This window comes from Roseovarius sp. A-2 (assembly GCF_002072155.1).
In the GTDB taxonomy this organism is placed as follows: Bacteria; Pseudomonadota; Alphaproteobacteria; order Rhodobacterales; family Rhodobacteraceae; genus Roseovarius.
In genome coordinates, this window is the sequence record NZ_BDIY01000014.1 from 47,594 (window position 1) to 73,444 (window position 25,851).

A 25,851-nucleotide genomic window follows, 5' to 3' on the forward strand; every position below is an offset into this window, starting at 1 on the left:
CGCAACCGTGCCAAACCTACAAGTGCCCTGCCCGCATCACCTCCGACACCCCCCTTGAGGGTCCCGCGTTCGGGTCTCCTCTCATCCCGCCTATCGGAACGAGATCACCTCGGCCTCTGTCACCACCATGTCGAGCGGCTGATCGGTCGGCTCCAGCGGCAGACCTTCGGCCTCCTGCGCGGTATAGGCGAAACCGATCGCCAGGGTCGCGCGACGGCTGCGCAGACGCTCCAGCGTGCGGTCATAGAACCCGCCCCCATAGCCGAGCCGCCCGCCTGCGCGGTCGAAGGCCACCAGCGGCACGATCAGGATTTCCGGCTCGATGAAGCGGTCGACCTCGGGCACCATTGCGCCGAATGGGCCCTCGCGCAGCGCACAGTCCGGTTCCCACACCGAAAAATCGAGCGGCAGGCCCGCGCCCGCGATGACCGGCACGGCGACGGGGCCATGTGCTGCGGCCTCGGCCATCGCGGGCAGCGGGTCGATCTCGGACCGGATCGGCATGTAGCCCGCCAGCGGCACGCCGCGATAGCCCGCCAGAACGCTTGAGAGCAGGCCCGCGCCAGCCCCGGCATCCGCCCGGTGCGCCGCCGCCCGTCGGGCAAAGGCGGCCTTGCGTGCCACCTGCTTGATCTCTGCCAAATCGCTCATAACAGGAACATCGCCGCCAGCCCCAGAAAGGCGCAGAACCCGACCACATCGGTCACCGTGGTGACAAACGTGCCAGAGCCAAGCGCCGGGTCCACACCCAGCCGATCCATGACCACGGGAATGCCCGCCCCGGCAAACCCGGCAACGACCAGATTGATCACCATTGCGGCGGCGGTCACATAACCAAGCTCCGGCCCTCCGAACCACACCGCCCCCACGACGCCCATGGCGGCGGCAAAGATCACCCCGTTGATCAGACCCACCAGCACCTCGCGCATCAGCACGCGCCAGACGTTCGATCCGGTCAAGTCCTTGGTCGCGAGCGCCCGCACTGCGACGGTCAGCGACTGCGTCGCAGCATTGCCCCCCATCGAGGCCACGATCGGCATCAGTACCGCCAGGGCCACCAGCTGTGCAATCGCCGCCTCGAACTGCGCGATCACCAGCGAGGCGAGAATCGCCGTCGCGAGGTTCACCGCCAGCCACGGCACCCGCTGTTTGGAGGTCGCGATCACGCTGTCGTTGAGCCCGCCCTCGCCGACACCGGCAAGGCGCATGATGTCCTCTTCATGCTCTTCATCGAGCACGATCATCGCGTCGTCGATGGTGATGACGCCCACGAGCCGACCCTCTTCATCGACGACCGGCGCGGAAATCAGGTGATACTGGTTGAACGCATAGGCCACATCCCCCTCGTACTGAGTGACCGGGATGACGTGAAACGTCTCCTCGACCAGATCATTCAGCGCCACATCGCGCCGCGCCGCCATGATCCGCCCCAGCGTCACATTGCCCACCGGATGCAGGCGCGGATCGACCAGAATGATGTGATAAAACTGCTCCGGCAGGTCCTCGGCATTGCGCATGAAGTCGATGACATCGCCCACGCTCCAATGCTCGGGTGCCATCACCACCTCGCGCTGCATCAAACGGCCTGCGGAATAGTCCGGATAGGTCAGCGATTGCTGCACCGCCAGACGGTCGCTGTCCTCGAGATATTCAAGGATCGCGTCCTGCTGTTTATCCTCAAGGTCCTCAACCAGATCGACCACGTCATCGGAATCAAGTTCGCGCACCGCCTCGGCCAGAACTTCGGGATGCAAGAGGCCGATCACCTCTTCGCGAATCGACTCGTCGAGTTCCGACAGGATGTCGCCGTCGAATTCCCCGCCATAGAGTGTGATCAGCCGCCGCCGGTCATAGGCGTTGCTCTGTTCCAGAAGGTCGGCGATGTCGGCGGGGTGCAGCGGCTCCATCTCGGCCCAGAGCATCTCGCGGTCATCGGTATCAACGGCATACATGATCCGCGACACGGCCTGTTTGTTCAGCGGATAGCCGTCCTCGTCGCGCTCGTTCCCGGTCTCCTGGTTCTGCTCTGCCATCTCGCCCTCCCCTCACGCCGCCTTGGTGCAGGAGTAATCAAGCGCCGCGCGAAAAACAATGACATTGGGATGATTTACGCCGCCTTCTACCGCGCGTATCGTGGCGCTGCACAGCCCCTCGACAGACGGACACCATGACCGACCAAACCCTCCTCACCGGCCAGATCCTGGCCTTTGACCGCACGCCCTTCGATGGCGACCCGGCCAACTCCGCCCGCCTGCACGAGGCACTGGTGATCGAGGGTGGACATATCGCCGCCATCGGCCCCGTCGCCGAGTTGCGCGCCGCCTATCCGCAGGCCCGGCGTCACGACATGGGCGCGCATCTGATTACCGCGGGCTTTGTCGACGCGCATGTCCATTATCCGCAGACCGCGATGATCGCCAGCTGGGGCAAGCGCCTGATCGACTGGCTGAATACCTACACCTTTCCCGAGGAAATGCGTTTTGCCGATCCCGCCTATGCCGCCGAGATTGCCGCCCGCTATCTCGACCTGACGTTGGCGCATGGCACCACCACCTGCGTCAGCTATTGCACCATCCACCCCGCCAGCGTGACCGCCTTTTTCGAGGCGGCGCAGGCGCGCGGGCTGCGCGCGGTGGCGGGCAAGACCTGCATGGACCGCAACGCGCCCGACGGCCTGCGCGACACACCGCAGTCGGCCTATGACGACTCGCGCCGTCTGCTCGACCGCTGGCACGGGGTGGATCGGCTGTCTTACGCCATCACCCCGCGCTTTTCGCCTACCTCAACGCCCGAGCAACTGGGTGCGTTGGGGCACCTCTGGGCGGACCATCCCGATTGCCTGATGCAGACCCATCTGAGCGAGCAGACCGACGAGATCGAGTGGGTGAAATCCCTCTACCCGGAGGCGCGCGATTATCTCGATACCTATGAGATGTACGGGCTGTTGGGCGAGCGCGGGCTCTACGGCCACGCCATCCACCTCACCCCGCGTGAACGGGACCGGCTGCGCGAGGTGGGCGCGGCGCTGATCCATTGCCCTACCTCGAACACGTTTATCGGCTCGGGCCTTTTCGACATGGCCGCCCGCGTGGCCGAGGGCCATCGTGTGGGCCTTGCCACCGATACCGGGGGCGGTTCATCCTTCTCGATGCTGCGCACAATGGCGGCGGCCTATGAAATCGGGCAGCTGACCGGCACGGCCCTGCACCCGGCGCAACTTCTCTGGCTTGGCACCGCCGGGTCGGCGCAAGCGCTGCATATGGGCCATCTTATCGGCACTATCGCCCCGGGGATGGAGGCGGATCTGGTGGCGCTCGATCTGGTCTCGACGCCGGCCATTGCGCAGCGTTCGGAGCGTGCAGGCGATATATGGGAGGCGCTCTTTCCGACGATCATGATGGGCGATGATCGCGCGGTCGCGCAGGTCTGGGTCGCGGGGCGCGCGGTCTGAGCGGTTCGCTTGCAGACAATTGGGCCCGCTGCCTTGTCTCTTGCATCGGACAGTGACGGGCGCCCGCAACGACCGACAGCACCCAAGCCTGCCATCTTGCCGATGCGGTTCGGGCCATCGACGCCAAGTTTGGTGACGGCTATGCGCGCGAGCCCCCCCCCGACCTTATCCAGGGCGCGAGCATCGAGGCCCCCGTCGCCACCGGACATGGTGTCCACCAGAAGGTGCTGGCCGCCGTGCGCCAGATCAGTGCCGAGATGGCTGAGACGATCCTGAACCTCACGCCCCGCATCTTCGGGTGAAGGCTATACCCGCTCCGCCAGACGCCGCGCCAGCCGGGTCTGCTGCGCGATCACCTGCGGCAGATCGAGCGTGGTGATATGCCCATCCCGCACCACCTGACGGCCCTCGACGAACAGGTCGCGCACCTCTTGCGGCCCTGCCAGCACCAGCGCGGCGGGGTCCCAACTGCCAGCACTTTCGATGCCGCTGACATCCCAGATCGCGATATCGGCGCGCTTTCCCGGGGAGATCTGGCCACAGTCGTTACGCCCCAGAACCTCCGCACCGCCACGCGTCGCGATCTCGAGGGCCTCGCGTGCGCTCATCGCGTCCGCCCCGCGTGACACCCGCTGCAACAGCATCGCCTGCCGCGTCTCGGCCATCATGTTGGCCGAATCGTTGCTGGCCGAGCCATCGACGCCCAGCCCGACCCGAACACCCCGGTCCCGCATTTCGCGAACCGGGGCGATTCCCGAACCCAACCGACAGTTGGAGCAGGGGCAATGCGCAACGCCGGTTCTTGTTTCTGAAAATAACTCAATCTCCTGACCGTCAAGTTTCACGCAATGCGCATGCCAGACATCCGGCCCGGTCCAGCCCAGATCCTCGGCATACTGCCCCGGTCGACACCCGAACCGTTCCAGCGAATAGGTGACGTCTTCGGCATTTTCAGCAAGGTGGGTATGCATCATAACCCCTTGATTGCGGGCGAGATTGGCAGATTCGCGCATCAGGTCGCGGCTGACCGAGAACGGAGAGCAAGGGGCGACACCCACCCGGCACATCGAACCGTCCCTTGGGTCGTGAAAGCGATCTATGACGCGAATACAATCACCCAGGATGTACTTTTCATCTTCCACCAGCGCATCCGGCGGCAAGCCTCCGGCGCTCTCACCGATGCTCATCGCGCCGCGCGTGGGATGAAACCGCAGACCGACCTCCACTGCCGCCTCGATCGTATCATCGAGCCGGGCCCCATTCGGAAAAAGGTAGAGGTGATCGGCGCTTAGCGTGCATCCTGAGCGTGCCAATTCGGCCAGGCCAATCATCGCAGAGACGCGCATTTCCTCCGGTCCGAACCGCGCCCAAATCGGATAGAGTGTCTTGAGCCACCCGAACAACAGCGCATCCTGCCCGCCCGGCACGGCCCTTGTAAGGGTTTGGAACAAATGGTGATGTGTGTTCACCAACCCCGGCGTGACGATGCATCCCGTGGCCCGGATCACCTCGCCCGAACTCTCCAGCCCATGGCCCACTTCTGCAATCACACCATCGCGAATCAGGATATCCGCACCGCGTAATTCCCGGCGCGCGTCATCTATCGTGATCACGTAATCCGCAGCCTGTATCAGGTATTCGGCCATTTGTTCCGCCCCTTATATGTGCTTCCTCACCCCCTCTGGAAGCAGGTGCACGGCGGAAAGGGGCCAGAACCGCGCAGGCAGTCGCTAGGCGATCCGTGACAGGATTTCAAGCGCCTCTGCATGCTGCTCCCGCCCACCGGCCGCCACAACGCGCCCTCCTGCATGTGCCGGACCGCCCTGCCAGTCGGTCACGATCCCGCCTGCAGCCTCGATCACGGCAATCGGTGCCTGAATGTCGTATACGGCCAGCCCGGCCTCGATCACGAGATCGATCTGGCCAGCGGCAATAAGAGAATAGGCATAACAATCAATACCAAATCGGGTAAGCCTCACGTGGCGGGACACATCGGCAAAGGCGGCACCTTCGGCCTCGCTTCCTACCTCGGGAAAGGTTGTGAACAGGATCGATTCGGATAATGGCCGGTCACCGATCACCCGCAAATCGCGATGGCCTTGCGGTCCGCTGAGCGCCGCATGACCAAGCCCACCCTCAAAACGTTCGCCGATATAGGGCTGATCAATGATGCCATATATCGGGCCGCTCTCATCCGCGACCGCAATCAATACGCCCCATGTCGGCGTGCCGGACATGAATGCGCGCGTGCCGTCAATCGGATCGAGCACCCAGGTCAGACCACTCGTCCCGGCCTGCACACCATATTCCTCGCCAATGATTGCGTCGTCCGGACGCATCCGCGCCAATACGTCGCGCATGGCGAGCTCGGTCGCCCGATCGCCTTCGGTCACGGGATCAAACCTGCCGTCAAAGAGTTTGTTATCCGCAGTCAGACCCGCGCTTCTGAAATACGGCAAAACCGCCCTACGTGCCGCATCCGCGACCGCGTGGGCGGTTTTTCTGAGTGCGTCCTTGTCCATGCCCGCCCCCGATCAAAACACGAGAGGAGACTTAGCGCGCGAGGCGCGGTGGCTCAAGCCACCTCGCTCAGCACGCGTGCCAGATCGAACAGGCGACGACGCTGGTTTTCGGGAATCGCATAGTAGGAGCGCACCAGATCAAGTGCTTCCTTATCCCCGATTATATCAACGGGCAGGTTGCCCGGCTTCGGCATTTCCTCTTCTTTTCCAAGACCTTCGAAGAAGAAACTAATTTCTACATCAAGTGCGTCCGCAATATCCCAGAGGCGTGATGCGCTTACCCGGTTTGCTCCGGTCTCGTATTTCTGGATCTGTTGAAACTTGATCCCGACCGCTTCGGCCAATTGTTGTTGTGTCATACCGACAAGCCATCGGCGATGACGAATTCTTTTCCCGACGTACAAATCAACGGGGTGCGTCATACGATACTCCTCTCACTTCCAGTCCCGAACCTGATGAAGGCGGGCCAATACTCCAAAACCAGCACGCCACGCATCCCAGCAGCGTGTAATTCAAACTAGCAAATCCCGGCCGGATTACAAGAAATATCGCTAGCCGCCTGCGTGCCTTATACGAAAAACACTCAATCTAGACGGGATACCACCTTTTTGGGTGGGTCGGATCGGCACGCGCGACAGTGCCGATTGCCCGGACAGGCGAATCGAATTGAACCTTCAACGTCCCGAGGGTAGCGTTTCGGGACAAGAACGAGGCTGGCAACTCATGCGCGCATATCACATTCCCGCCACCGGTACCGCTCCGACGCTGCACAGTATCCCGCGACCGGCCCCGCAAATCGGCGAAATAGGCCTCGCCATCGCGGCCTGCGGGCTCAATTTTGCGGATCTGCTGATGATCAAGGGCGTGTATCAGGACACACCCGAGGCCCCGTTCACCCTCGGGATGGAGGTGGCGGGCACGGTCGAGGCGCTCGGTCCCGATACCCAAGGCCCGCCGCTCGGCACGCGCGTGGCGGTATTCGGCGGCCAGGGTGGCTTGGCCGAATATGGCTGTTTTCCGGCAGAGCGCGCCGTGGTCCTGCCTGATAAGATGGATTTCACCGATGCCGCCGCCTTTCAGATCGCCTATGGCACGAGCCATGTGGCCCTGAAGCACAGCGCGCGGCTGCGACCGGGCGAGACGCTTCTGGTGTTGGGGGCGGCGGGCGGCGTCGGCCTGACGGCGGTCGAGATCGGCAAGTTGATGGGCGCGCGCGTCATTGCCTGCGCCCGGGGGGGCGACAAGCTTGAGGTGGCACGCAAGGCCGGGGCGGATCACCTGATCGACGCTCAAACCGACGACATCCGCGCCATCTGCAAGGATTTGGGCGGCGTCGATGTGGTCTACGATCCGGTGGGCGGCGATTTGTTCAAGGCCGCAATGCGCGCCTGCAATCCCGAGGCACGCATATTGAGCATAGGTTTTGCCAGCGGTGAGGTGCCGCAAATCCCGGCCAATCACCTGCTGGTCAAGAACCTGAGCGTAATCGGCTTCTACTGGGGCGGCTATCTGAAATTCCGCCCCGAGGTGGTGACCGACAGCCTGCGCACCCTCTTCACATGGTACGAGGAGGGGCGCATCAAGCCACATGTGAGCCACGTGCTGCCGCTCGAGCGCGCGGAAGAGGCGCTCGAGCTTTTGCGCAGCCGCCGCTCGACCGGCAAGGTCGTGGTCACGCCATCCGCAGGCTGACCGGCGCGGGCTGCGCAAAGAAGCCCTGGCGCAGCATGTCGGACAGCGGATCGATCAGCGCGTCGCCGCCTGCCCTTGCGTAGAGATTGATCTTCTGCACCCCGAGATCGGGCAGCGCATTGCCCGGCTCGATCGCCTCCTGATGTGGCGGAATACTGTCTTCGAGCAGCGCACCGACGGCCAGATCCGCACTGACCAGGGCTTCTACCGCGCGATCATCCTCCGAAAGCACGGCCATCTCCCAGTCGATGCCCGCCTGCTCCAGCTTGCGCAGGACGATGGGTCGAAAGATGCAATTGGTGCAGAAGGCAAGCCGCAGCGGGCGGCGTTTCCAAGATGTGCCGCCCGGTGCCCCGGTCCAGCGCAGCGCCATTTCGGTCAGCGTCTCGCTGCCGTCGTCGACGCCCTCTTCGGTGGTCAGGATCAAATCCACCTCGCCGCGTGCGAATTCCTCGCGCAGCTTCATCGTGCTCGACGAGCGCAGATTCACATTGACCCGCGGATAGGCGGCGTTGAACTGCTTGAGCACGCGCGGCACCACCGGGTAGACGATGTCATGCGGCACGCCGAGGCGCAGCTCGCCCTCGTAGAGATCTTCGGTCAGACGCCCGATCGCCTCGTCGTTCAGCGCCAGGATGCGGCGCGCATAGCGCACCAGCTGCTCGCCCGAGGCGGTGAGCGATACCCGCCGGTTGCCGCGATCAAAGAGTGAGAGGCCCAGCATCTCCTCCAGCCGCTTGATCTGCATCGAGACGGCGGATTGCGTGAGGTTGAGCATCGCCGCTGCCCGCGTCACGCCGCCATGATCGGTGACGGCAACAAGGGCCCGCAACGTCGTGATATCGAGATTCCGCATTCATCAATCCCCGTGATGCAACTTCTGACAAACATTCATTTTCAAAATTGAAGCAGTTGCGGCAAAAGATCAACAGAGAAAATGAATAGTCACGAAACCATCACTAAGAGGAAAGGAAGCGCCATGACCTTCCACGTTAACGTCCACGCCCAAGACCTGCCCCGCGCCTACGGACCGCGCCGCAACACGCTTGGCCTGATGCTTGATGTTTTCCGTCAACGGCGCGCGCTGTTGCGGTTGGATGACACCGCGCTGACCGATCTGGGTCTCACGCGGCGCGAGGCGCTGCGCGAGGCGACGCGGCCATTCTGGGACCTTCCCTGACGGTGAAATGCCCGGCACCGGGTGCGTGCCGGGCGAAACATGTCAAAAACTGTCGGAAAAACTTGAAAACGGGTCCCCGCTCTCCGATATTACTGACAAAGCCTCAATACCGAGGCCGCCATTCACATATCGGAGGTATATATGGCTGAGTTCAACACGATCCGGACGGCGACGGGCACACGCACCGCCCAGATTGACGCGGGCCTGCGCGCGCATATGAACAAGGTCTACGGCACGATGTCCGTGGGCATGCTCATCACCGCGCTCGCAGCGTGGGCAATCGCGGGGCTCGCCGTAACGACCGACCCGTCGGCCGCCGCGGCACAGATGGGCAACGGCAAGATGCTCACAAGTCTGGGCGCTACGCTCTACCTGTCGCCGCTTCGCTGGGTGGTCATGCTGGCACCGCTCGCGTTCATCTTCCTCGGCTGGGGCGCACTGCTGCGCCGGGCACCGGCAGCGGGCGTGCAGCTTGGCTTCTTCGCCTTCGCGGCGCTGATCGGCATCTCGCTCAGCTCGATCTTTCTGGTCTTCACCAGCTTCTCGATCGCGCAGACCTTCATCGTGACGGGGATCGCCTTCGCCGGTCTGTCGCTCTGGGGCTACACGACCAAGAAGGACATCTCTGGCTGGGGCAGCTTCCTCATCATGGGGGTGATCGGGCTTATCGTCGCGATGATCATCAACATCTTCCTGCAATCGCCGGCGATGATGTTCGCGATCTCGGCGATCGGTGTTCTGATCTTCGCCGGTCTCACCGCGTACTACACGCAGGAGATCAAGAGCACCTACGTGGCGCACGCCGCGCAGGGCGATCAGGACTGGCTCGACAAGGCCGCCTATGACGGCGCGCTGAACCTCTACATCAGCTTTTTGAACATGTTCCAGTTCCTGCTGATGTTCATGGGACAGCAGGAATAGACAGCCGCATCACTCACGCGACAGGGCCGGTCAGAACGACCGGCCCTTTTCGTATCCGGCAACCTCTCTTTGCATGTGAACGGCCGGAAATGACAGTTCCGGCGTTAGGCCCATGACCACCTCGCCCATGGTCTCGAACCCGGTCGCCTGACAGAACGCGACGGCGTTGAGCGGGCACAGGCTGTGCAGCAGCGTGACCCCCGCTTGTCCTGCCGCCGACGCCACCCGCCGCACAAGCGCCCGCCCCAACCCCTGACGCAACCTGTCAGGCGCACATGCAAGGTGGCGCAGATGCGCGTGCCCCGCCGGGCAGGTGCGGCCAAAGGGGCTGATGTCACTCCAGCCTGCGACGGCCAGGACGCGCTCCTGGTCTTCGACGACATAGTAGCGCCCGCCGAACAAGATTTGCGGCACGGTCAGGATGAGAATGGGCAGCGCCTTGCGCAAGAGCCCCTCGGAATAGAATTGGCCGAGTTGCACGGCGTAGCTTTGCCGCAGCAACTCGGAAATGGCCGCGTGATCGGCGGGATAGACGGGGCGGATAGTGAAATCTGACATCGGATCGGGCTTTGTTCTGAAATCTCGCCGCCCGCCCGAACGCCCCCAAAGAAAAAGGCCGCGTCCGGGAGGCGCGGCCTTGTCTGTCTTGTCTGGGAGGCGATCTTACTTGATCTTGCCTTCCTTGTACTCGACATGCTTGCGCACCACGGGATCGTATTTACGTACGGTCATTTTCTCAGTCATGGTGCGCGCATTCTTCTTGGTCACGTAGAAATGGCCCGTGCCCGCGGTCGAGTTCAGACGGATCTTGATGGTCGTCGGCTTCGCCATTGGTTATCTCCTGCGCCAGGCGCAATACGCGCCTGTGAATATCTCATGAAGCCTGCCTTTTACCGACGCGCGCGCCCAAGTCAACCGCGATTGTCAGCACAGGGCCAGGAATTCCCGTCTTTGTCGCACCGCCCCGTCAGTTCTGCGAAAGCTGCGTGGGTTTGCGATAGAAATGATGTACGCCTATGGTCGTCGTCCGGGGATAGACGCGTGCCCACCGGGGGTTCACGGCGCGGGTGTGGTAATGCGTGGCCCCGTCGGTCAGACGGCGCGGCGCGCCCTGCACCATGAGGCGGGCCACCTTGTTCACCTGATCGAAGGCAACGGGATTGGCGATATGCTCTTCATACCCGTCGCACGTGTAGGTGAACTGGCACTGGAACCTGCGACCTGTGCCCTGATGGATCACGCCGCAAACGGAGTCGGGAAAGGCGGCGCTGTCGACACGATTCATGATTACCTCAGCCACCGCGAACTGGCCACGCACGCTCTCGCCGCGCGCCTCGAAATAAAGAGCCTCGGCGAGACAGGCAGATTGCACGTTGCCACCGCCCACCTCCAGACCGGCAAGCCAGTCGCGCGAGTATTCGATGCCAATCTCGGGACGGCTCAGATAGCTTGCCATCCGGTCCCCAGAAATCGACCGCAGCGCGCGCGTTTCCTGCTCCATCAGCCGGGTCACGGGCGTGTCCGCGACAACCGGTCCTGTCATGACCGCAAGCGCGGCGACGAGTAGCGCTCGTTTCATGTGTGTTCTCCTTGCCACCGGGGACAGCCCCTTTGTCATCCGGCGGCGTTTAGACAAATAGAAGCTATCCGTCCACCCCGAGGAGAAGCGGGAAACCGCTCATGGATCTTTTCGGCCCAAAAAGCCCTTGCGTCCGTATCTATATTGCGTGTGTCGGCGCGTCGGCTACCCGATCTTGTCACGCACCGTCAGCTGTGCGGCAGCAAGTCGCGCCACCGGAACCCGGAACGGCGAACAGGACACGTAGGTGAATCCCGCATCCCGGCAGAAGGCAATCGATTCGGGATTGCCGCCATGCTCGCCGCAGATCGACAGGGTCACGTCTGGATTGGCTGCGCGACCGCGCTCTGCGCCGATCTTGAGCAACTCGCCCACCCCGTCGATATCGAGCATGTGAAACGGGTCCTCGGGATAGACCCCCTGCTTGACATAGTCCGACATGAAGCGGCCTGCATCGTCGCGCGACAGGCCATAGGTCATCTGCGTGAGATCATTGGTGCCAAAGCTCAGGAACGAGACCAGATGCGCAAATTCGCCCGCGCGCAGGCAGGCGCGTGGCGTCTCTACCATGACCCCCAGACGATAGGCGAAATCGCGCCCGGTCTCGTTGCGCACGGCGGCGGCGACCGCGTCGACGCGGGTCTTGACCAGTTCGACCTCGCGCTTAGCGCTGACCAGCGGGATCATGATCTCGGGCACCACCGGCGCGCCGTCCTTGCTCGCCTCCAGTGTCGCCTCGAAGATCGCCCGCGCCTGCATGTCGTAAATCTCGGGCACGGTGATGCCGAGACGCACGCCGCGCATGCCCAGCATGGGATTGTATTCGCTCAGCGCCTCGACCCGCCGGGTCACATCCGAGAGCGGCAGATCAAGCGCCTCGGCCAGTTGCAGATGGCCTGCGCGATCGGTCGGCAGGAACTCGTGCAGCGGCGGGTCAAAGAGCCGGATGCAGACCGGCAATCCGTGCATGATCCGAAAGAGCGCGGCCAGATCCTCGCGCTGCATCGGCAAGAGGCGTTCCAGCACGGCGGCCCGGTCCTCGCTCGCATCGGCAAAGATCATCTCGCGCATCACCGTCAGCCGGTCGGTCTCGAAGAACATGTGCTCGGTCCGGCACAGACCGATACCGCGCGCGTTGAAATTGCGCGCCGTCTCGGCATCGGCGGCGGTGTCGGCATTGGCGCGGACGGCGATGTCGCGGACATTGTCGGCCCAGCTCATGAAGGTCTGGAACGATCCGTCGCGCGCCACCTCGAGCAGCGGGGCCTCGCCAGCCAGGACGATCCCGTTGGTGCCGTCGATGGTGAGCATCTCACCGGCCTTGACGACGCGCCCGCCGGGCATGGTCAACTGCTTGCGCCGCGACTGGAAATGGATCTCGGAGGCGCCCACTACGCAAGGAAGGCCGATGCCGCGCCCGATCACCGCCGCGTGGCTGGTCATGCCGCCGCGTTCGGTCAGCACGCCCGCCGCGGCATGCATGCCACGGATATCCTCGGGACTGGTCTCGCGCCGCACCAGGATGCAGGCCTCGCCGCGCGCCTGGGCTGCCTGCGCCTCGGCGGCGGAAAACACCACCCGGCCCGACGCCGCCCCGGGGCTTGCCGCGATGCCGCGCGCCAGCACGTCGCGCTCGGCCTCAGGATCGACCTGCCGGTGCAAAAGTTCGTTGAGCGCGCGCGGTTCGACCCGCATCAGCGCTTCCTCGTGACTGATGATACCGTCCTCGGCTAGTGCGACCGCGATGCTCACCGCCGCGCGGCCATTGCGCGCCACGCGCAGCCCGTCGAGCAGCCAGACCTTACCGTTCTCGATGGTGAACTCCGCCTGCATCTCCTCGCGCAGATTTTCACGCATCAGCGCGGCATAGGCCTTGATCTCGGCGAATGCGTCAGGGGCCAGCTCCTCTAGCGAGGGCCCGCGCGTGTCGCGTTCGAGATAGAGCGCATCCGCGCCGCGTTCGAGCGCATCGCGGCCCTGACTCTGGCTCAGGTAGCGTCCTGTGATCTGGCGCGCGCCGGTCTGACTGTTCACGAGTTGCATCACGCCCGAGCCGCATTCCCCCTCGCCAAGACCCAACGCCAGTTCCTGCACCACAAGGCCGAGGCCTGCATCGGCGGGCGCACCCTTGGCCTGACGCAGAAGGCGCGCGGTCGTCCCCCCCCAGGCCCGCGCCATGGAGCGCAGCACCTCAGACAGCTGCACCGCCGGCTCCTGCGGGAATTCCTCGTCGGTCTCGGCCTCATAGGCGCGCAGCGCCCGGGGCAGCCCGGTTACCGGGTCCTCGGGAACATCCTCGAAGATATCCGGGTCGAGCCGCGCCACATGGACCGCGTAGGATTGCACGAAGCGCAGGTAGATCTCAGCCGCCGCCCGGGTGCCGATGCGTTCCGCCAGATCCTTGAGACGCGCGTCGTTGATGCCGATGTTCAGGACCGCTCCTGGTCCGCCCCAATCGGGGTCTTCCGAGGACGGGCGCACGCAGAGCAGCGGCACCTCGCCAAAGGGTTCCAGCAGCGCCGCCATGTCGGGCAACTCGCCCGCCGCGATGCGATGTACCGCCTGAAACGACAGCGCGATGGTGCGCGGTACCGGCAGGTCGAGCCGCACCAGCCGTTGCAGGCATTTTGCACGCCCCCCGTGGGTATTGGCATTCACCGGAGAGGTGGGGGTGATGAGCGTGATATGCGGGTCGTCTTGCTGCACTGCGGCACCTTTCCTTTGTCCGCACCATACGCCGCACGGCGCGCAAGGCAAGGGAAAGGACGCCGCACGGCGCGCAAGGCAAGGGAAAGGACGCCGCACGGCGCGCAAGGCAAGGGAAAGGACTACGGATATGGGACAGGGCGAGGATGTGACGAAGGAAGGCGGATAGTTTGGCCTTCCGCGATGCGTTTCGCGCGTGATGCGGCGACGGTAACTCGAGACCAAAAGCCGCCGCATCAGACCAACACGACCCTACTGTGCGAGCGCCGCATCCACGATCGGCTGCCACGTCTCCTCATTGGTGGCGCGCCACTCGCCGGCAACTTCGGCCACGGGGCGGCCGTCCTGCTCGACCGCGCGCAGCAGCGCCTCCTGCGTTTCTGTATCGAGCTGGAAATCTTCCAGCATGTACCACGCGGCGGGCCATTTGATCTTGGTGCCCTTGATCACCGTCTTCACTGCGGATAGCGAAGGTATGCCGCAATCGCCGGGCAGGTCCGGGTTCGGGCCCCAGCTTGGGGTCTCGTAACAGGCGGCCTCTGCCGTGGGCAGGGTGACGAAGCGCAGATCCTGTGCAGCGACCGCCCAATGCGGCCGCCAGAACATAACCAGAGCGTTCTCGCCGGAGGTGCTCGCCTCGGTCAGGGTTTGCGCCAGATCGGTCTCGGTGGCGGCGGGGCGCACCTCGAAGGGCAGGCCCATGGCCTCGATGATGCTGGCGGCGGGGCCGTCCCATGCCTCGGGATAGTCGGTCACCACCAGACCCGAGAGGGCGGCGCAATCGCGCAGCGCCTCCCAGTCGGGCAGGCCGGGGCAGGTCGCCTCCATATGCGCGGGATAGGCAAGGCCCTCGGACAGGGTCACGCCCAGTTCGCCCATGTCCTGCAAGTCACCGTCAAGGATCATGTCGCGGTAATTGGCCGGGGCGCTGGCCTCCCAGACCTCGAGATTGACGTCGATGCGGCCCTGTTTCATGTCGCTGAACACGCGCATCTGCTCGGCCTCGACATACTCGACCGCGTAGCCCATGGCGGTGAGCACTTCACCGGCCACATGGGCGGTGATCCGTGCCCCGGTCTCGGGCAAGAGCGCCAGCTTGATCGCGGTGTCGGTATGGCCAAGCTCTGCGGCATGGCTGGCCATGGGAAGGGTCAGGCCGACAACGGCGAGGGCGTGGATTTTGGACGGCATTTCAAGCTCCTGATGCAATACTGGGCGCGTGGCCCGCATGGGTCAAACGTTTGGATCGGGACGCAGGGTGCTGAAAAGCGTTTGCGAGTAATGTGACGGCGCTTCCCGAATCGCGGGCAAGATAGCATGCGCGTCGGGCGGCGCACCCTTTTTCTGGCACCGGGCAAACCGGCACGTCTGGCGGTATGGCAGATGTTCAAACCGCAGGGCCGATCTGATAGGATGTGGTCGGTGCAGATGTCGCTGCGTTCCGTTGGCGATGGCCGCGACAGGCAAGGGGGCCGAGGTGAAAAATCCGATCAAAAGACCGGGACTGCTGGCTCTGATGCTCGTCCTGCTGATGGGCCTGATCGGGCCCGGCACGCGCGCCGCAGAGGACGGCGCACCGCGCGCCGGGCTGATGTGGAACCGGACCGGCCTGCCTGCCGTCTTCCCGCTTCAGGTCAAGAGCCCGCCGGGCCGCGATTATTTCCTGCGATTGATCGAAGTCGAGACCGGAGACGCCGCACTCGCCGCCTATATCGAGGGCGGTGCGTTCTTCCGCGTGTTGGTGCCGCCGGGCACCTTTCGCCTGATATTTGCCGCCGGAACGGGCTGGCGTGGCGAGGACGACCTCTTTGGCCCGGGCGAGGCCACGCAGGTTTTCGAACTACGCCGCCCGCTGACCTTCGAAACCCGGGGGCTGGACACCAAGGCCGGACATATCGTGCGCCTGATCGAGCGGCCGTCCGGTGAGATCCTCGAGGCTGCGGTGAAGGGGCAGGCGATCTGTCAGCGGTTCCGGCTGTCCTTGCCGATGTCGATCCATTCCGAGCAGACCAGAACGCGGCATTTCCGCCATAACCCCGGCCATATCGGCCTGTCCTCGCACGACGTGTCGCGCCTCGGGCCGAGGCTGGCTGATCCGCTACGGAACCACGACCGGTTTCACCGCTCCTTCGCGGGCCCGCGCCGGGATGTGCGGTCGCGCTATTGCGGCTGACCGGCGCGCAATTGCCGGGGTGACAGGCCAAAGGCACGCCGGAACATGCGCGTCATCGCCGAGGCATCGTCATAGCCCACGCGCGCCGCGATTTCGGCCACCGATAGCGGCGTGCCCTTGACTAGCCGGTAAGCCTCGGACATGCGGATCAGGGCATAGATCCCCTGCGGCGACCGCCCCGAGGCGGTAACGCAGCGTTGTTCGAGGCCGCGCTGGCTGAGCGCGAGGCGGCGGGCGATCTCGGGGATCGGCAGCGGTTGCTCGATATGGCGGCGCATCAGCGCGGCGGCGGCGCGCACCACCCGGTCGCCCGACATGCCCGGCGGGCAGGGCGCGTCGGCGGGCCGCTCCCCATGCATGAAGAGCGCCGCCACATCAAGGCTGAGCATCGCGTCGTGATGCTGGGCAATCAGTTCCAGCATCAACTCCATCGTGGTCGAGGCGCCGCCGCAGCTCAGCCGGTCGCGGTCGATGACGAAACGGTCGCTGACCACCTCTACCTCGGGATGGGCTTCCTCGAATTCGGTCAGAACGTCCCAATGCGAGGTCGCGCGGTAGCCGTCCATCAGCCCCGCCGCCGCCAGCAGGAGGCTGCCGGTATCGAGCCCCACAAGGTTGCCGCAGCGCGCCGCAGCACCACGCAACCGGCGCAGGACGCCAGGCTCGGTCAGGGCGCGGTGGCCATAGCTTGGCATGACAAAGAGATAATCGACGTGCGGCATGTCCGAGAGCCGTAGCATCGGTGTCACCGGCAGGCCGCTCGATGACAGCACCGTGCCCCCATCAAGGCCGATGAAGTGCCAATCATAGAGATCGCGGCCCGCCAGCGTGTTGGCGGCGCGCAGCGGCTCGACCGCGTTGGCAAGGCACAGGTTGGAAAAGCTGGGAAAGAGGAGGATCGCGACCTGGCGTTGCATCGGAAAATTTCGAATCCTGCATGATCTGGAGCATGTTCGGCATGATACGGCTCGCTCCCGATGTCTAGCAATATCCTCAGGACAGAAGGGGAGTCAGCGATGGATTTCGATCTGAGTGCCGAACAGGAGATGATCGTCTCGACGGTCCGCAGCTTTGTCGAGACCGAGATCTACCCACATGAGGCCGAGGTGGAGCGCCGGGGCGAGGTGCCGCCCGAGCTTGCCGCGGAGTTGCGCCGCAAGGTCATCGACATGGGCTTCTGGGCCTGCAATTTCCCCGAGGAGGTCGGCGGCGGCGGGCTCGGGCATCTCGATTTCGCGCTGGTCGAGCGTGAATTGGGGCGCGGCGCCATGGCGCTCACGCATTTCTTCGGGCGGCCGCAGAACATCCTGATGGCCTGCGCGGGCGATCAGCGCGAGCGTTACCTGCTTCCGGCGGTGCGCGGCGAGCGGATGGACGCGCTGGCGATGACCGAGCCCGATGCCGGGTCGGATGTGCGCGGCATGAAATGCACGGCGGTGCGCGACGGATCCGACTGGATCGTCAACGGCACCAAGCATTTCATCTCGGGCGCGGATCACGCGGATTTCTTTATCGTTTTCGTGGCGACGGGTGTTGACGAGACGGCGCATGGCCCGAAAAAGCGGATCACCTGTTTCCTCGTCGATCGCGGGCATCCCGGTTTTACCGTGCGCGACGGCTATCGCTCGGTCTCGCATCGCGGCTACAAGAACTGCATCCTTGAATTCGACGATTGCCGCCTGCCGCAGGGCCAGGTCCTGGGTGAGGTCGATGGCGGGTTCGAGGTGATGAACACTTGGCTCTATGCCACCCGGATCACCGTGGCGACGATGAGCGTCGGACGCGCGCGCCGGGTCTTTGACCTTGCGCTGCACCATGCCGCCGAGCGGCGGCAATTCGGCCAGCCGATCGCGAAATTTCAGGGGGTCAGCTTTCAGATCGCCGACATGATCACCGAGATTGACGCCGCCGACTGGCTGACGCTCGCCGCCGCCTGGCGGCTTGACCGGGGCCTGCCCGCCAATCGCGAGATCGCCAGTGCCAAGCTCTATGCCTCGGAGATGCTGGCGCGAGTGACGGATGCGGCCTTGCAGATCCATGGCGGCATGGGGCTGATGGACGATCTGCCCATCGAGCGGTTTTGGCGCGATGCGCGGGTCGAGCGGATCTGGGACGGCACCAGCGAGATCCAGCGCCATATCATCGGGCGGGACCTGTTCCGCCCGCTCGGGGCCTGAACACGATGCAGGACCTGTCGCGCCTGCTGCGCCCGCGCTCCATCGCGGTGATCGGCGGCGGCACCTGGTGCCGCGACGTGATCGCGCAATGCCGTCGGATCGGTTTCGCCGGTCCGGTCTGGCCGGTGCATCCGCATCGCGATGAGATCGGCGGGCTGCCCGCCCATGCCCATGTGAAAGACCTGCCCGAGGCCCCCGACGCCGCCTTTATCGGGGTCAATCGCGCCGCCAGCATCGAGACGGTGCGCGCGCTCTATGCAATGGGGGCCGGGGGGGCGGTCTGTTTCGCCTCGGGCTTTCGCGAATCCGCCTCCGAGACCGGCGATGGCCGGGAAATGGAGGCGGCCCTCGTCGATGCTGCAGGGGGGCTGCGCATTCTCGGGCCGAATTGCTACGGCTTTCTCAACCTGCTCGATGGCGCGGCGCTCTGGCCCGATCAGCAGGGCGCGCGCCGGGTCGGGCGGGGCGTGGCGCTGATCACGCAATCCTCCAATATCGCGATCAACCTGACCATGCAGACCCGCGGCCTGCCGCTGGCCTATGTGGTCACCGTCGGCAATCAGGCGCAGACCGGCATGGCCGAGATCGCCGAGACGCTGCTGGCCGATGAGCGGGTCACAGCACTCGGGCTGCATGTCGAGGGCGTGGGCGATCTGGCCGCGTTCGAGGCGATGACACGTGTGGCCCGGGCGCGCGGCGTCCCGGTCGTGGTGATCAAATCGGGGCGCACCGCGCAGGCGCAGGCGGCGGCGCTGTCGCATACCGGCGCGCTTGCGGGCAGCGATGCGGGCGCACGGGCGCTCTTTGACCGGCTGGGCGTGGCGCAGGTCGACACGCTCTCGGAGATGCTGGAAACGCTGAAAGTCCTGCATGTGACCGGCCCGCTTGCCTCGCCCCGGATTGCGTCGTTTTCCTCGTCGGGGGGTGAGGCGGGGTTAATCGCGGATCACGCGGCGCGTGCCGGGCTGGTCTGCCCGCCGCTCGATGAGGCGCAGACGGCGGGGCTGCGAAGGGCGCTCGGGCCACGCGTCGCGCTCGCCAATCCGTTGGATTATCACACATACATCTGGGGCGACCGCGCGGCGATTGCCGCCACCTTTTCGGCGATGATGGCGGGCGATCTGGCGATGGGAGTGGTGATCCTCGATTTCCCGCGCCCGGATCGCTGCGACGGGGCGGCCTGGCATATCGTGATCGACGCCGTGGCCGACACCATCGCGGCCACAGGGCGGCCCATGGCGATCCTGTCGAGCCTGCCCGAGACCATGCCCGAAGCCGTGGCCGAGGCGATGATCGCGCGCGGCATCGTGCCCCTGTGCGGCATGGCCGAGGGGGTGGCGGCGATGGCCGCCGCCGCGCGCTGTGGTGCGGCGGCGGTGCATCCCGGCCCGCTCGCGGTTCCCGCGCCGCTCGACGGTGACAGCCATCTGCTGAGCGAGGCTGAGGCCAAGAGCTGGCTGGCGGCGCATGGCGTGGCGGTGCCGCGCGCGCAAACCGCCCATAGCCCCGAGGAGGCCGCAGAGGCCGCCGCCGCGCTTGGTTTTCCGGTGGTGCTCAAGGCCCTGGGCATCGCCCACAAGACCGAAGCCGGGGCGGTCGCGCTCGGCCTGGCGGGCCCCGAGGCCGTCACGGTCGCGGCCGGGCGCATGGGAGGCGCGGCCTTCCTCGTGGAGGAGATGGTCACCGGCGGCGTAGCGGAACTGCTGGTCGGCGTGATCCGCGATCCGGCGCATGGCTTCGTGCTCACGCTCGGCGCGGGCGGCGTGCTGACCGAGCGGCTGGCCGATACCGTTTCGCTCTTGCTGCCCGCTGAGCCCGACGACATCCGCGCCGCGCTGGAGCGGCTGCGCATCGCGCCGCTGCTGCATGGCTATCGCGGCGCGCCCGGGGCCGATCTCGACGCGTTGGTCGCGGCCATCGGCGCGGTGCAGGACTGCGCGCTTGCGCATCAGGCCCAATTGCATGAGCTTGAGATCAATCCGCTGATCGCCACCCCGGAGCGCGCCGTCGCGCTCGATGCCCTATTCAGACTGGGAGGAGACCCATGACCGACAGCCCCATCCGAACCGAACGCCGTGGCGCGGTGCTCGAGGTGACGCTCGACCGGCCCAAGGCCAATGCGATAGATTTTGCCACCAGCCGCATCATGGGCGAGGTGTTCACCGAGTTCCGCGATGACCCGGACCTGCGGGTCGCGATCCTGACCGGGGCGGGTGAGAAATTCTTTTGCCCCGGCTGGGATCTCAAGGCCGCCGCCGGGGGCGAGGCGGTGGATGGCGATTACGGCAAGGGCGGCTTTGGCGGGTTGCAGGAGTTGCGCGGGCTCAACAAGCCGGTGATCGCCGCCATCAACGGCATCGCCTGCGGCGGCGGGCTGGAGCTGGCGCTCTGTGCCGATATGATCCTGGCCGCCGATCACGCCAGTTTCGCCCTGCCGGAAATCCGCTCAGGCACGGTGGCCGATGCCGCCTCGATCAAGCTGCCCCGGCGCATCCCCTATCACATCGCCATGGAGTTGCTGTTCACCGGGCGCTGGTTCGATGCCGAGGAGGCGGCGCATTGGGGCCTTGTGAACCGGGTGCTGCCCGCCTCCGATCTGATGGGGGCGGCACGGCAGATGGCCGATGATCTGGCCGCAGGCCCGCCGCTCGTCTTTGCCGCGATCAAGGAAATCGTGCGCGAGGCCGAGGATATGAAATTCAACGATGCACTCAACCGCATCACGCAAAGCCAGTTCGAGACGGTGGAACGGCTCTACCGCTCGGAGGACCAGAAGGAAGGGGCGCGCGCCTTTGCCGAGAAGCGCGACCCGGTTTGGAAAGGGAGGTAAGCCATGCCGCTGAACATGACCCGCGACGTTTTCATCACCTGCGCCGTGACCGGATCGGGCGCTAGCCAGGATCGCAGCCCGCATGTGCCGCGCTCGCCGAAGGAAATCGCCGAGAGCGCCATCGACGCTGCCCGCGCCGGGGCCGCCATCGTGCATTGCCATGTCCGCGACCCCGAGAGCGGCGCACCATCGCGGAGGCTCGATCTTTACCGCGAGGTGACCGAGCGCATCCGTGACGCGGAGGTGGATGTGGTGCTGAACCTCACGGCCGGGATGGGCGGCGACATCACCTTCGGCTCGACCGAGGCGCCGCTGCCGGTGAACAAGGCGGGGACCGACATGATCGGGGCCGAGGAGCGGGTGGCGCATGTCGCCGACTGCCTGCCCGAGATCTGCACGCTGGATTGCGGAACGATGAATTTCGCAGAGGCCGATTACGTGATGACCAACACGCCCGGCATGCTGCGTGCCATGGGCCGGAGGATGACCGAACTGGGCGTGAAGCCCGAGATCGAGGCCTTCGACACGGGGCATCTGTGGTTCGCCAAGGAACTTGTGAAGGAGGGTGTGCTGGAGGCTCCGGCGCTGGTGCAGCTGTGCATGGGCGTGCCCTGGGGCGCGCCAAACGACCTCAACACCTTTATGGCGATGGTCAATAATGTGCCTTCGGACTGGAACTTTTCGGCCTTCTCGCTGGGGCGCAACCAGATGGCCTATGCGGCGGCGGCAGTGCTGGCGGGTGGGCATGTGCGTGTCGGGCTGGAGGATAATCTCTGGCTCGACAAGGGCGTGCTGGCCACCAACGCGCAACTCGTGGAGCGCGCGGTGGGTATTGTCGAACGCATGGGTGCGCGGGTCATGGGCCCGCAGAAGGTGCGCGATGCGCTCGGTCTGGTCAAGCGGGCACCGAAATGAGCCGCGCCGCGATCATCGGCGGTGGCGTGATCGGCGGCGGCTGGGCCGCGCGCTTCCTGCTCAATGGCTGGGACGTGGCGGTGTTCGATCCCGACCCGGAGGCCGAGCGCAAGGTGGGCGAGGTGCTGGCCAACGCGCGCCACGCGCTGCCCGGACTGTATGATGCGGCACTGCCCGAGGAGGGGCGGTTGAGCTTCCACGGCTCCATGTCCAAAGCGGTGGAGGGCGCGCAGTGGATTCAGGAGAGCGTGCCCGAACGCCTGCCGCTCAAGCGCAAGGTATTCCAGACCTTGCAGGAGTGGTGCGACCCCGACGCGATCATCGGCTCGTCCACCTCGGGGTTCAAGCCGTCCGAATTGCAGGGCTGCGCCACGCGGCCCGGGCAGATCGTCGTCACGCATCCGTTCAACCCGGTCTACCTCCTACCGCTGATCGAGCTGGTGACGACCGACAGGAATTCCCCCGATCTGATCGACCGGGCGAAACAGACGCTGACCTCGGTCGGGTTCTACCCGTTGCACCTGCGCCGCGAGATCGACGCTCATATCGCCGACCGGTTTCTCGAGGCGGTCTGGCGTGAGGCGCTTTGGCTGGTCAAGGACGGTATCGCCACCACCGAGGAAATCGACGAGGCGATCCGCATGGGGTTTGGCCTGCGCTGGGCGCAGATGGGGCTTTTCGAGACCTATCGCATCGCCGGGGGCGAGGCGGGGATGCGCCATTTCCTCGATCAGTTCGGCCCCTGCCTTAGCCTGCCCTGGACCCGACTGACGGATGTGCCGGACTATGACGAGGCACTGGTCGAACTGATCGCGAGCCAGTCGGACGCGCAATCCGGCCATCTCAGCATCCGCGAACTGGAGCGGCTGCGCGATGACAATCTCGTCGCCATGCTGCGCGCGCTCAAGCGCACGCAGACCGGGGCGGGCGGTGTCATCCTCGGCCATGAGGCGACGCTGCCGCGCGCCGAGACCGGGGCGGATGGCCTGCCGATGACGCTTGAGGTGCAGGTGCCGAGCAGTTTTGCCGATTACAACGGTCACATGAACGAGGCCGCCTATCTCGATCTCGGCACCCGCGCCTCGGACCGGCTGATGGAGATGCTGGGCGCCGATGCCGCCTATATCGCGGGGGGGCTGAGTTATTTCACGGTCGAGACGGATATCCGCTATCTCGCCGAGATCCAGATCGGTCGGCGCGTCACCATGACCACGCAGCTTCTGGCCGGGGACGGGCGCAAGCTGCATTTGTTGCACCGGCTGTGGGATGGCGACGATACCCCGGCGGCCACAATCGAGACGCTGCTGCTGCATGTCGATCTGGCGACGCGGCGCGTGGTGGCCCCCGGTGAGGCGCTGGCCACGCGCGCGGCGGCGATGCTTGCCGCGCATGCGGCGCATCCCGTGCCCGAACGTTTGGTTCTGGGCCGCGCGAAAGCCTGAGCGCGGGCACCGCTCAGGGCAAAAGTTAGGCCAGCAGCGGATTGGGAAAGCGTTGCTCCAGCGTCACCGCGAGGAAACTCCCGGTGATCCCGAGACGCGCGTGTCGAATCCGGCGCGCAGGGAGGGCAGGTCGCGGGGCGATCCTTTGAGGCGCGCGGTGGTGCCGATCAGGTTGACCGGCTGCGCGTCGATCCCGCGCAACAGATCGGATCGCGCGTCCGGGCGCAGCACCACCTCGACATCGCGCGGCCTGATCAGCGGGCACAGGAGTTGGATCTGGAAGTTGCGCGACAGCGTGGCCAGGGGCCCCACCCGCAGCGCAAGGCGGCCCGTCTTGCGGTCGCGCAGCGAGGCGCTGAGATCCACCGCCGTGCGAAAGATCGCCTCGGCATGATCGAGCGCGATGCGCCCTGCCTTGGTCAGCACGAGACCGCGCCCGCGCCGCTCGAAAGCGCCTGACTGACGGCGGCAGGTTCAGACCAGACAAGTCGTTATGCTACACTTATACCCAACGGGCCGGATCTCGGAATCGACGGGGCGGGCGGGTGCCGGGTTAATGCTGTGTGAGCGTGGCAAAGGTGATCACGCCGATCACCAGCAGCACCAGCCCGAGCGCCAGGCATCCCGGCACCCGTGCCAGCCAGCGCTGCCAGCGGTGGCGCAGCCGCTGGCCCATCGCCCAGATCACGATCGCCAAAAGCCCCGCGCCGACCTGATACTGCACAAACACCGTCAGCCGGTTCATTCCGCGCGTGAACCCGTCGCCCTCGGGGGCGGTGTGTGCGGCCAGAAGAAAGGATGCCGCATAGAGCGCGGCCCAGATGCCGGAGACCAGGACAAGCCAATGCGTGCGGGTCATGAACACCATCCTACTCAATCGCGATGCTCTGCCGTAATTCGCCGCTCGTCCGGTCATAGATCAGGATGCGGTCATCCCGGGTGACCAATGCCAACCAGTCCTCGCCAAAGGTGACCGCCTGGGCGCTTGCGCCTTCGGGCAGGGTGATGTTGTCGGGCAGGGTGAGGGGCTGCCTGCGGTCCTCGCCCGAGAAGCGGATGACAAGCAATGCAACGATGACTACAACGCCGACAATCATCGTGGCGGTCAGCACCGTGACCAGTCGCGCGAGAAATTTCAATGTCGCCGGGCTGACCGGCGGGGGGCTATCATCCATGGGGCAAGACCCGCTCGTGTTCCGGATCGGGGACGATCCGCCATCCCGCCTTGATAAGGCGCTTTCGCGTGATGTGCCAGAGGCGGCGGCGCTGTCGCGTACCCGGCTGGCGCGACTGCTTGGCGACGGGGCGGTGCGCGTGAACGGCGCGGTGATCGTTGCGGCCAAGGCGCGGGTGGCTGCGGGTGACCTGATCGAGATCGATGTGCCGGACCCGCGTGAGAGCCATATCGGGGCCGAGGAGATCGCGCTGACCGTGGTGCATGAGGATGACGACCTGATCGTGATCGACAAGCCCGCCGGCATGGTGGTGCATCCCGCCCCCGGCAGCCCGGCGGGCACTCTGGTCAACGCGCTATTGCATCATTGCGGCGACAGCCTGTCGGGGGTGGGCGGCGCGCGGCGGCCCGGCATCGTGCACCGGATCGACAAGGATACCAGCGGATTGCTGGTGGTGGCCAAGTCCGACGCCGCCCATCAGGGGCTGGCCGCGCAGTTCGAGGCGCATAGCGCCGAGCGTGCCTATCTCGCGGTGGTGAATGGCGTGCCCGAGGCCAGCGATCCACGCCTGCGGGGCGTGCGGGGCGCGTCCTTCGAGGCGGGAAATGTGCTGCGCATCGCCACCGGGCTTGCTCGGCACAAGACCGACCGGCAGCGGCAGGCGGTGACGTTTGAAGGGGGCCGCCACGCGGTCACACGCGCGCAGGTGTTGGAGCGGTTCGGCCACCCCCCGGCGGCCGCGCTGCTGGAATGTCGGTTGGAGACCGGACGCACCCATCAGATCAGAGTGCATCTGGCGCATGTCGGACACGGACTCATTGGTGATCCGGTCTATGGCGGGCGGCGCAAACTGTCGCAAAAGGCGCTCTCTCCGCGCGCCATCGAGGCCGCGAACGGGTTTGCCCGTCAGGCGCTGCATGCCGCTACTCTCGGCTTCGATCATCCGGTCAGCGGCGCGGCCTTGCGGTTCGAATCGCACCTGCCGCCGGATATGGCGTCGTTGATCGCAGCGCTGAGGGGGGCTGCGTGACAAAGGCGCAAGATCACGTGAAATTCTGACATATTGGCGGAACCGCGACGGAAACCAC

26 protein-coding genes are annotated in these 25,851 nt (G+C 65.3%); 11 read left to right on the plus strand and 15 right to left on the minus strand.

Annotated elements, in window-relative coordinates; translation table 11 throughout:
- Positions 1–90: 90 nt before the first annotated feature.
- On the minus strand, positions 91–651 hold the full coding sequence (locus tag BHD06_RS14960) for a 5-formyltetrahydrofolate cyclo-ligase (RefSeq protein WP_080457779.1): 561 nt from the start codon (positions 649–651) through the stop codon (positions 91–93).
- Positions 648–2,033, minus strand: a complete 1,386-nt coding sequence (gene mgtE / locus BHD06_RS14965) for a magnesium transporter (RefSeq protein WP_080457780.1) — start codon at positions 2,031–2,033, stop codon at positions 648–650. The genes BHD06_RS14960 and mgtE overlap by 4 nt, the downstream gene beginning before the upstream one ends.
- 134 nt (positions 2,034–2,167) lie before the next feature.
- Here mgtE and guaD point away from each other — a divergent pair, with 134 nt between their 5' ends.
- A complete protein-coding gene (gene guaD / locus BHD06_RS14970; protein ID WP_080457781.1) occupies positions 2,168–3,451 on the plus strand; it encodes a guanine deaminase in 1,284 nt (427 codons plus the stop codon).
- Positions 3,452–3,756: 305 nt separating this feature from the next.
- Here the strand turns inward: guaD and BHD06_RS14975 are convergent, their stop codons facing one another.
- The 3 genes from BHD06_RS14975 to BHD06_RS14985 form a co-directional block, all read right to left on the minus strand.
- A complete protein-coding gene (locus tag BHD06_RS14975; RefSeq protein WP_080457782.1) occupies positions 3,757–5,097 on the minus strand; it encodes an 8-oxoguanine deaminase in 1,341 nt (446 codons plus the stop codon).
- A gap of 84 nt (positions 5,098–5,181) precedes the next feature.
- Positions 5,182–5,973 (minus strand): inositol monophosphatase family protein, encoded by a 792-nt coding sequence (locus BHD06_RS14980; protein ID WP_080457783.1) that lies wholly within the window; start codon positions 5,971–5,973, stop codon positions 5,182–5,184.
- A 53-nt stretch (positions 5,974–6,026) separates the two neighbouring features.
- On the minus strand, positions 6,027–6,395 hold the full coding sequence (locus BHD06_RS14985) for a helix-turn-helix domain-containing protein (RefSeq protein ID WP_080457784.1): 369 nt from the start codon (positions 6,393–6,395) through the stop codon (positions 6,027–6,029).
- A gap of 301 nt (positions 6,396–6,696) precedes the next feature.
- Between BHD06_RS14985 and BHD06_RS14990 the strand changes: the two genes are divergently transcribed.
- Entirely contained in the window at positions 6,697–7,665 is a 969-nt protein-coding gene (locus tag BHD06_RS14990) for an NADPH:quinone oxidoreductase family protein (RefSeq protein WP_080457785.1), read from the plus strand.
- On the opposite strand, the gene BHD06_RS14995 is transcribed toward BHD06_RS14990, so the two are convergent.
- The gene (locus BHD06_RS14995) at positions 7,646–8,521 is read right to left on the minus strand and encodes a LysR family transcriptional regulator (protein WP_080457786.1); all 876 of its coding nucleotides are present in this window, start codon (positions 8,519–8,521) and stop codon (positions 7,646–7,648) included. The two genes, BHD06_RS14990 and BHD06_RS14995, sit on opposite strands and share 20 nt — an antisense overlap.
- Positions 8,522–8,644: 123 nt before the next feature.
- On the opposite strand from BHD06_RS14995, the gene BHD06_RS15000 reads away from it, so the two are divergent.
- On the plus strand, positions 8,645–8,845 hold the full coding sequence (locus tag BHD06_RS15000; RefSeq protein WP_254892438.1) for a DUF1127 domain-containing protein: 201 nt from the start codon (positions 8,645–8,647) through the stop codon (positions 8,843–8,845).
- A 141-nt stretch (positions 8,846–8,986) separates the two neighbouring features.
- Positions 8,987–9,766, plus strand: a complete 780-nt coding sequence (locus BHD06_RS15005) for a Bax inhibitor-1/YccA family protein (RefSeq protein ID WP_080457788.1) — start codon at positions 8,987–8,989, stop codon at positions 9,764–9,766.
- A 30-nt stretch (positions 9,767–9,796) separates the two neighbouring features.
- Here the strand turns inward: BHD06_RS15005 and BHD06_RS15010 are convergent, their stop codons facing one another.
- From BHD06_RS15010 to BHD06_RS15030, 5 genes are all read right to left on the minus strand, one after another.
- On the minus strand, positions 9,797–10,324 hold the full coding sequence (locus tag BHD06_RS15010; protein ID WP_080457789.1) for a GNAT family N-acetyltransferase: 528 nt from the start codon (positions 10,322–10,324) through the stop codon (positions 9,797–9,799).
- Positions 10,325–10,429: 105 nt separating this feature from the next.
- Positions 10,430–10,597 carry a 50S ribosomal protein L33 gene (rpmG, locus tag BHD06_RS15015; protein WP_007799108.1) on the minus strand — a complete coding sequence of 56 codons (168 nt, stop codon included), beginning with the start codon at positions 10,595–10,597 and terminating at the stop codon, positions 10,430–10,432.
- 136 nt (positions 10,598–10,733) lie between these two features.
- Positions 10,734–11,345 (minus strand): cell wall hydrolase, encoded by a 612-nt coding sequence (locus BHD06_RS15020; protein ID WP_080457790.1) that lies wholly within the window; start codon positions 11,343–11,345, stop codon positions 10,734–10,736.
- A gap of 165 nt (positions 11,346–11,510) precedes the next feature.
- Positions 11,511–14,051, minus strand: a complete 2,541-nt coding sequence (locus BHD06_RS15025; protein WP_080457791.1) for a putative PEP-binding protein — start codon at positions 14,049–14,051, stop codon at positions 11,511–11,513.
- Positions 14,052–14,303: 252 nt separating this feature from the next.
- Positions 14,304–15,242: a glycine betaine ABC transporter substrate-binding protein gene (locus BHD06_RS15030; RefSeq protein ID WP_176214370.1), complete on the minus strand. Its 939-nt coding sequence runs from the start codon at positions 15,240–15,242 to the stop codon at positions 14,304–14,306.
- A 286-nt stretch (positions 15,243–15,528) separates the two neighbouring features.
- Here BHD06_RS15030 and BHD06_RS15035 point away from each other — a divergent pair, with 286 nt between their 5' ends.
- Positions 15,529–16,224 (plus strand): hypothetical protein, encoded by a 696-nt coding sequence (locus BHD06_RS15035; protein WP_139784754.1) that lies wholly within the window; start codon positions 15,529–15,531, stop codon positions 16,222–16,224.
- Here the strand turns inward: BHD06_RS15035 and BHD06_RS15040 are convergent.
- The gene (locus BHD06_RS15040) at positions 16,212–17,141 is read right to left on the minus strand and encodes a GlxA family transcriptional regulator (RefSeq protein ID WP_080457794.1); all 930 of its coding nucleotides are present in this window, start codon (positions 17,139–17,141) and stop codon (positions 16,212–16,214) included. The two genes, BHD06_RS15035 and BHD06_RS15040, sit on opposite strands and share 13 nt — an antisense overlap.
- A gap of 99 nt (positions 17,142–17,240) precedes the next feature.
- On the opposite strand from BHD06_RS15040, the gene BHD06_RS15045 reads away from it, so the two are divergent.
- From BHD06_RS15045 to BHD06_RS15065, 5 genes are read left to right on the plus strand one after another with little or no spacing between them, the layout of a single operon-like run.
- Positions 17,241–18,401 (plus strand): acyl-CoA dehydrogenase family protein, encoded by a 1,161-nt coding sequence (locus tag BHD06_RS15045; protein WP_080457795.1) that lies wholly within the window; start codon positions 17,241–17,243, stop codon positions 18,399–18,401.
- 5 nt (positions 18,402–18,406) lie between these two features.
- The gene (locus BHD06_RS15050) at positions 18,407–20,449 is read left to right on the plus strand and encodes an acetate--CoA ligase family protein (RefSeq protein WP_080457796.1); all 2,043 of its coding nucleotides are present in this window, start codon (positions 18,407–18,409) and stop codon (positions 20,447–20,449) included.
- Positions 20,446–21,231 carry a carnitinyl-CoA dehydratase gene (locus tag BHD06_RS15055; RefSeq protein ID WP_080457797.1) on the plus strand — a complete coding sequence of 262 codons (786 nt, stop codon included), beginning with the start codon at positions 20,446–20,448 and terminating at the stop codon, positions 21,229–21,231. Before BHD06_RS15050 ends, BHD06_RS15055 begins: the two co-directional genes overlap by 4 nt.
- Positions 21,232–21,234: 3 nt before the next feature.
- Entirely contained in the window at positions 21,235–22,146 is a 912-nt protein-coding gene (locus BHD06_RS15060) for a 3-keto-5-aminohexanoate cleavage protein (RefSeq protein ID WP_080457798.1), read from the plus strand.
- Positions 22,143–23,588: a carnitine 3-dehydrogenase gene (locus BHD06_RS15065; RefSeq protein WP_080457799.1), complete on the plus strand. Its 1,446-nt coding sequence runs from the start codon at positions 22,143–22,145 to the stop codon at positions 23,586–23,588. Before BHD06_RS15060 ends, BHD06_RS15065 begins: the two co-directional genes overlap by 4 nt.
- A 63-nt stretch (positions 23,589–23,651) precedes the next feature.
- On the opposite strand, the gene BHD06_RS15070 is transcribed toward BHD06_RS15065, so the two are convergent.
- The 3 genes from BHD06_RS15070 to BHD06_RS15080 form a co-directional block, all read right to left on the minus strand.
- Entirely contained in the window at positions 23,652–24,014 is a 363-nt protein-coding gene (locus tag BHD06_RS15070; RefSeq protein WP_080457800.1) for a hypothetical protein, read from the minus strand.
- A gap of 127 nt (positions 24,015–24,141) precedes the next feature.
- Positions 24,142–24,447, minus strand: a complete 306-nt coding sequence (locus BHD06_RS15075; protein ID WP_139784755.1) for a hypothetical protein — start codon at positions 24,445–24,447, stop codon at positions 24,142–24,144.
- 10 nt (positions 24,448–24,457) lie between these two features.
- Positions 24,458–24,763 (minus strand): DUF6476 family protein, encoded by a 306-nt coding sequence (locus BHD06_RS15080; protein WP_080457802.1) that lies wholly within the window; start codon positions 24,761–24,763, stop codon positions 24,458–24,460.
- Between BHD06_RS15080 and BHD06_RS15085 the strand changes: the two genes are divergently transcribed.
- The gene (locus tag BHD06_RS15085; protein ID WP_080457803.1) at positions 24,762–25,793 is read left to right on the plus strand and encodes an RluA family pseudouridine synthase; all 1,032 of its coding nucleotides are present in this window, start codon (positions 24,762–24,764) and stop codon (positions 25,791–25,793) included. The two genes, BHD06_RS15080 and BHD06_RS15085, sit on opposite strands and share 2 nt — an antisense overlap.
- The last annotated feature ends 58 nt before the right edge of the window (positions 25,794–25,851 follow it).

What these genes read in the sequence shown, in the direction of transcription:
- BHD06_RS14960 (WP_080457779.1), bottom strand. Translation starts at nt 651, where the DNA reads ATGAGCGATTTGGCAGAGATCAAGCAGGTGGCACGCAAGGCCGCCTTT.
- mgtE (WP_080457780.1), bottom strand. Translation starts at nt 2,033, where the DNA reads ATGGCAGAGCAGAACCAGGAGACCGGGAACGAGCGCGACGAGGACGGC.
- guaD (WP_080457781.1), top strand. Translation starts at nt 2,168, where the DNA reads ATGACCGACCAAACCCTCCTCACCGGCCAGATCCTGGCCTTTGACCGC.
- BHD06_RS14975 (WP_080457782.1), bottom strand. Translation starts at nt 5,097, where the DNA reads ATGGCCGAATACCTGATACAGGCTGCGGATTACGTGATCACGATAGAT.
- BHD06_RS14980 (WP_080457783.1), bottom strand. Translation starts at nt 5,973, where the DNA reads ATGGACAAGGACGCACTCAGAAAAACCGCCCACGCGGTCGCGGATGCG.
- BHD06_RS14985 (WP_080457784.1), bottom strand. Translation starts at nt 6,395, where the DNA reads ATGACGCACCCCGTTGATTTGTACGTCGGGAAAAGAATTCGTCATCGC.
- BHD06_RS14990 (WP_080457785.1), top strand. Translation starts at nt 6,697, where the DNA reads ATGCGCGCATATCACATTCCCGCCACCGGTACCGCTCCGACGCTGCAC.
- BHD06_RS14995 (WP_080457786.1), bottom strand. Translation starts at nt 8,521, where the DNA reads ATGCGGAATCTCGATATCACGACGTTGCGGGCCCTTGTTGCCGTCACC.
- BHD06_RS15000 (WP_254892438.1), top strand. Translation starts at nt 8,645, where the DNA reads ATGACCTTCCACGTTAACGTCCACGCCCAAGACCTGCCCCGCGCCTAC.
- BHD06_RS15005 (WP_080457788.1), top strand. Translation starts at nt 8,987, where the DNA reads ATGGCTGAGTTCAACACGATCCGGACGGCGACGGGCACACGCACCGCC.
- BHD06_RS15010 (WP_080457789.1), bottom strand. Translation starts at nt 10,324, where the DNA reads ATGTCAGATTTCACTATCCGCCCCGTCTATCCCGCCGATCACGCGGCC.
- rpmG (WP_007799108.1), bottom strand. Translation starts at nt 10,597, where the DNA reads ATGGCGAAGCCGACGACCATCAAGATCCGTCTGAACTCGACCGCGGGC.
- BHD06_RS15020 (WP_080457790.1), bottom strand. Translation starts at nt 11,345, where the DNA reads ATGAAACGAGCGCTACTCGTCGCCGCGCTTGCGGTCATGACAGGACCG.
- BHD06_RS15030 (WP_176214370.1), bottom strand. Translation starts at nt 15,242, where the DNA reads ATGCCGTCCAAAATCCACGCCCTCGCCGTTGTCGGCCTGACCCTTCCC.
- BHD06_RS15040 (WP_080457794.1), bottom strand. Translation starts at nt 17,141, where the DNA reads ATGCAACGCCAGGTCGCGATCCTCCTCTTTCCCAGCTTTTCCAACCTG.
- BHD06_RS15045 (WP_080457795.1), top strand. Translation starts at nt 17,241, where the DNA reads ATGGATTTCGATCTGAGTGCCGAACAGGAGATGATCGTCTCGACGGTC.
- BHD06_RS15050 (WP_080457796.1), top strand. Translation starts at nt 18,407, where the DNA reads ATGCAGGACCTGTCGCGCCTGCTGCGCCCGCGCTCCATCGCGGTGATC.
- BHD06_RS15055 (WP_080457797.1), top strand. Translation starts at nt 20,446, where the DNA reads ATGACCGACAGCCCCATCCGAACCGAACGCCGTGGCGCGGTGCTCGAG.
- BHD06_RS15060 (WP_080457798.1), top strand. Translation starts at nt 21,235, where the DNA reads ATGCCGCTGAACATGACCCGCGACGTTTTCATCACCTGCGCCGTGACC.
- BHD06_RS15065 (WP_080457799.1), top strand. Translation starts at nt 22,143, where the DNA reads ATGAGCCGCGCCGCGATCATCGGCGGTGGCGTGATCGGCGGCGGCTGG.
- BHD06_RS15075 (WP_139784755.1), bottom strand. Translation starts at nt 24,447, where the DNA reads ATGACCCGCACGCATTGGCTTGTCCTGGTCTCCGGCATCTGGGCCGCG.
- BHD06_RS15085 (WP_080457803.1), top strand. Translation starts at nt 24,762, where the DNA reads ATGGGGCAAGACCCGCTCGTGTTCCGGATCGGGGACGATCCGCCATCC.
- BHD06_RS15080 (WP_080457802.1), bottom strand. Translation starts at nt 24,763, where the DNA reads ATGGATGATAGCCCCCCGCCGGTCAGCCCGGCGACATTGAAATTTCTC.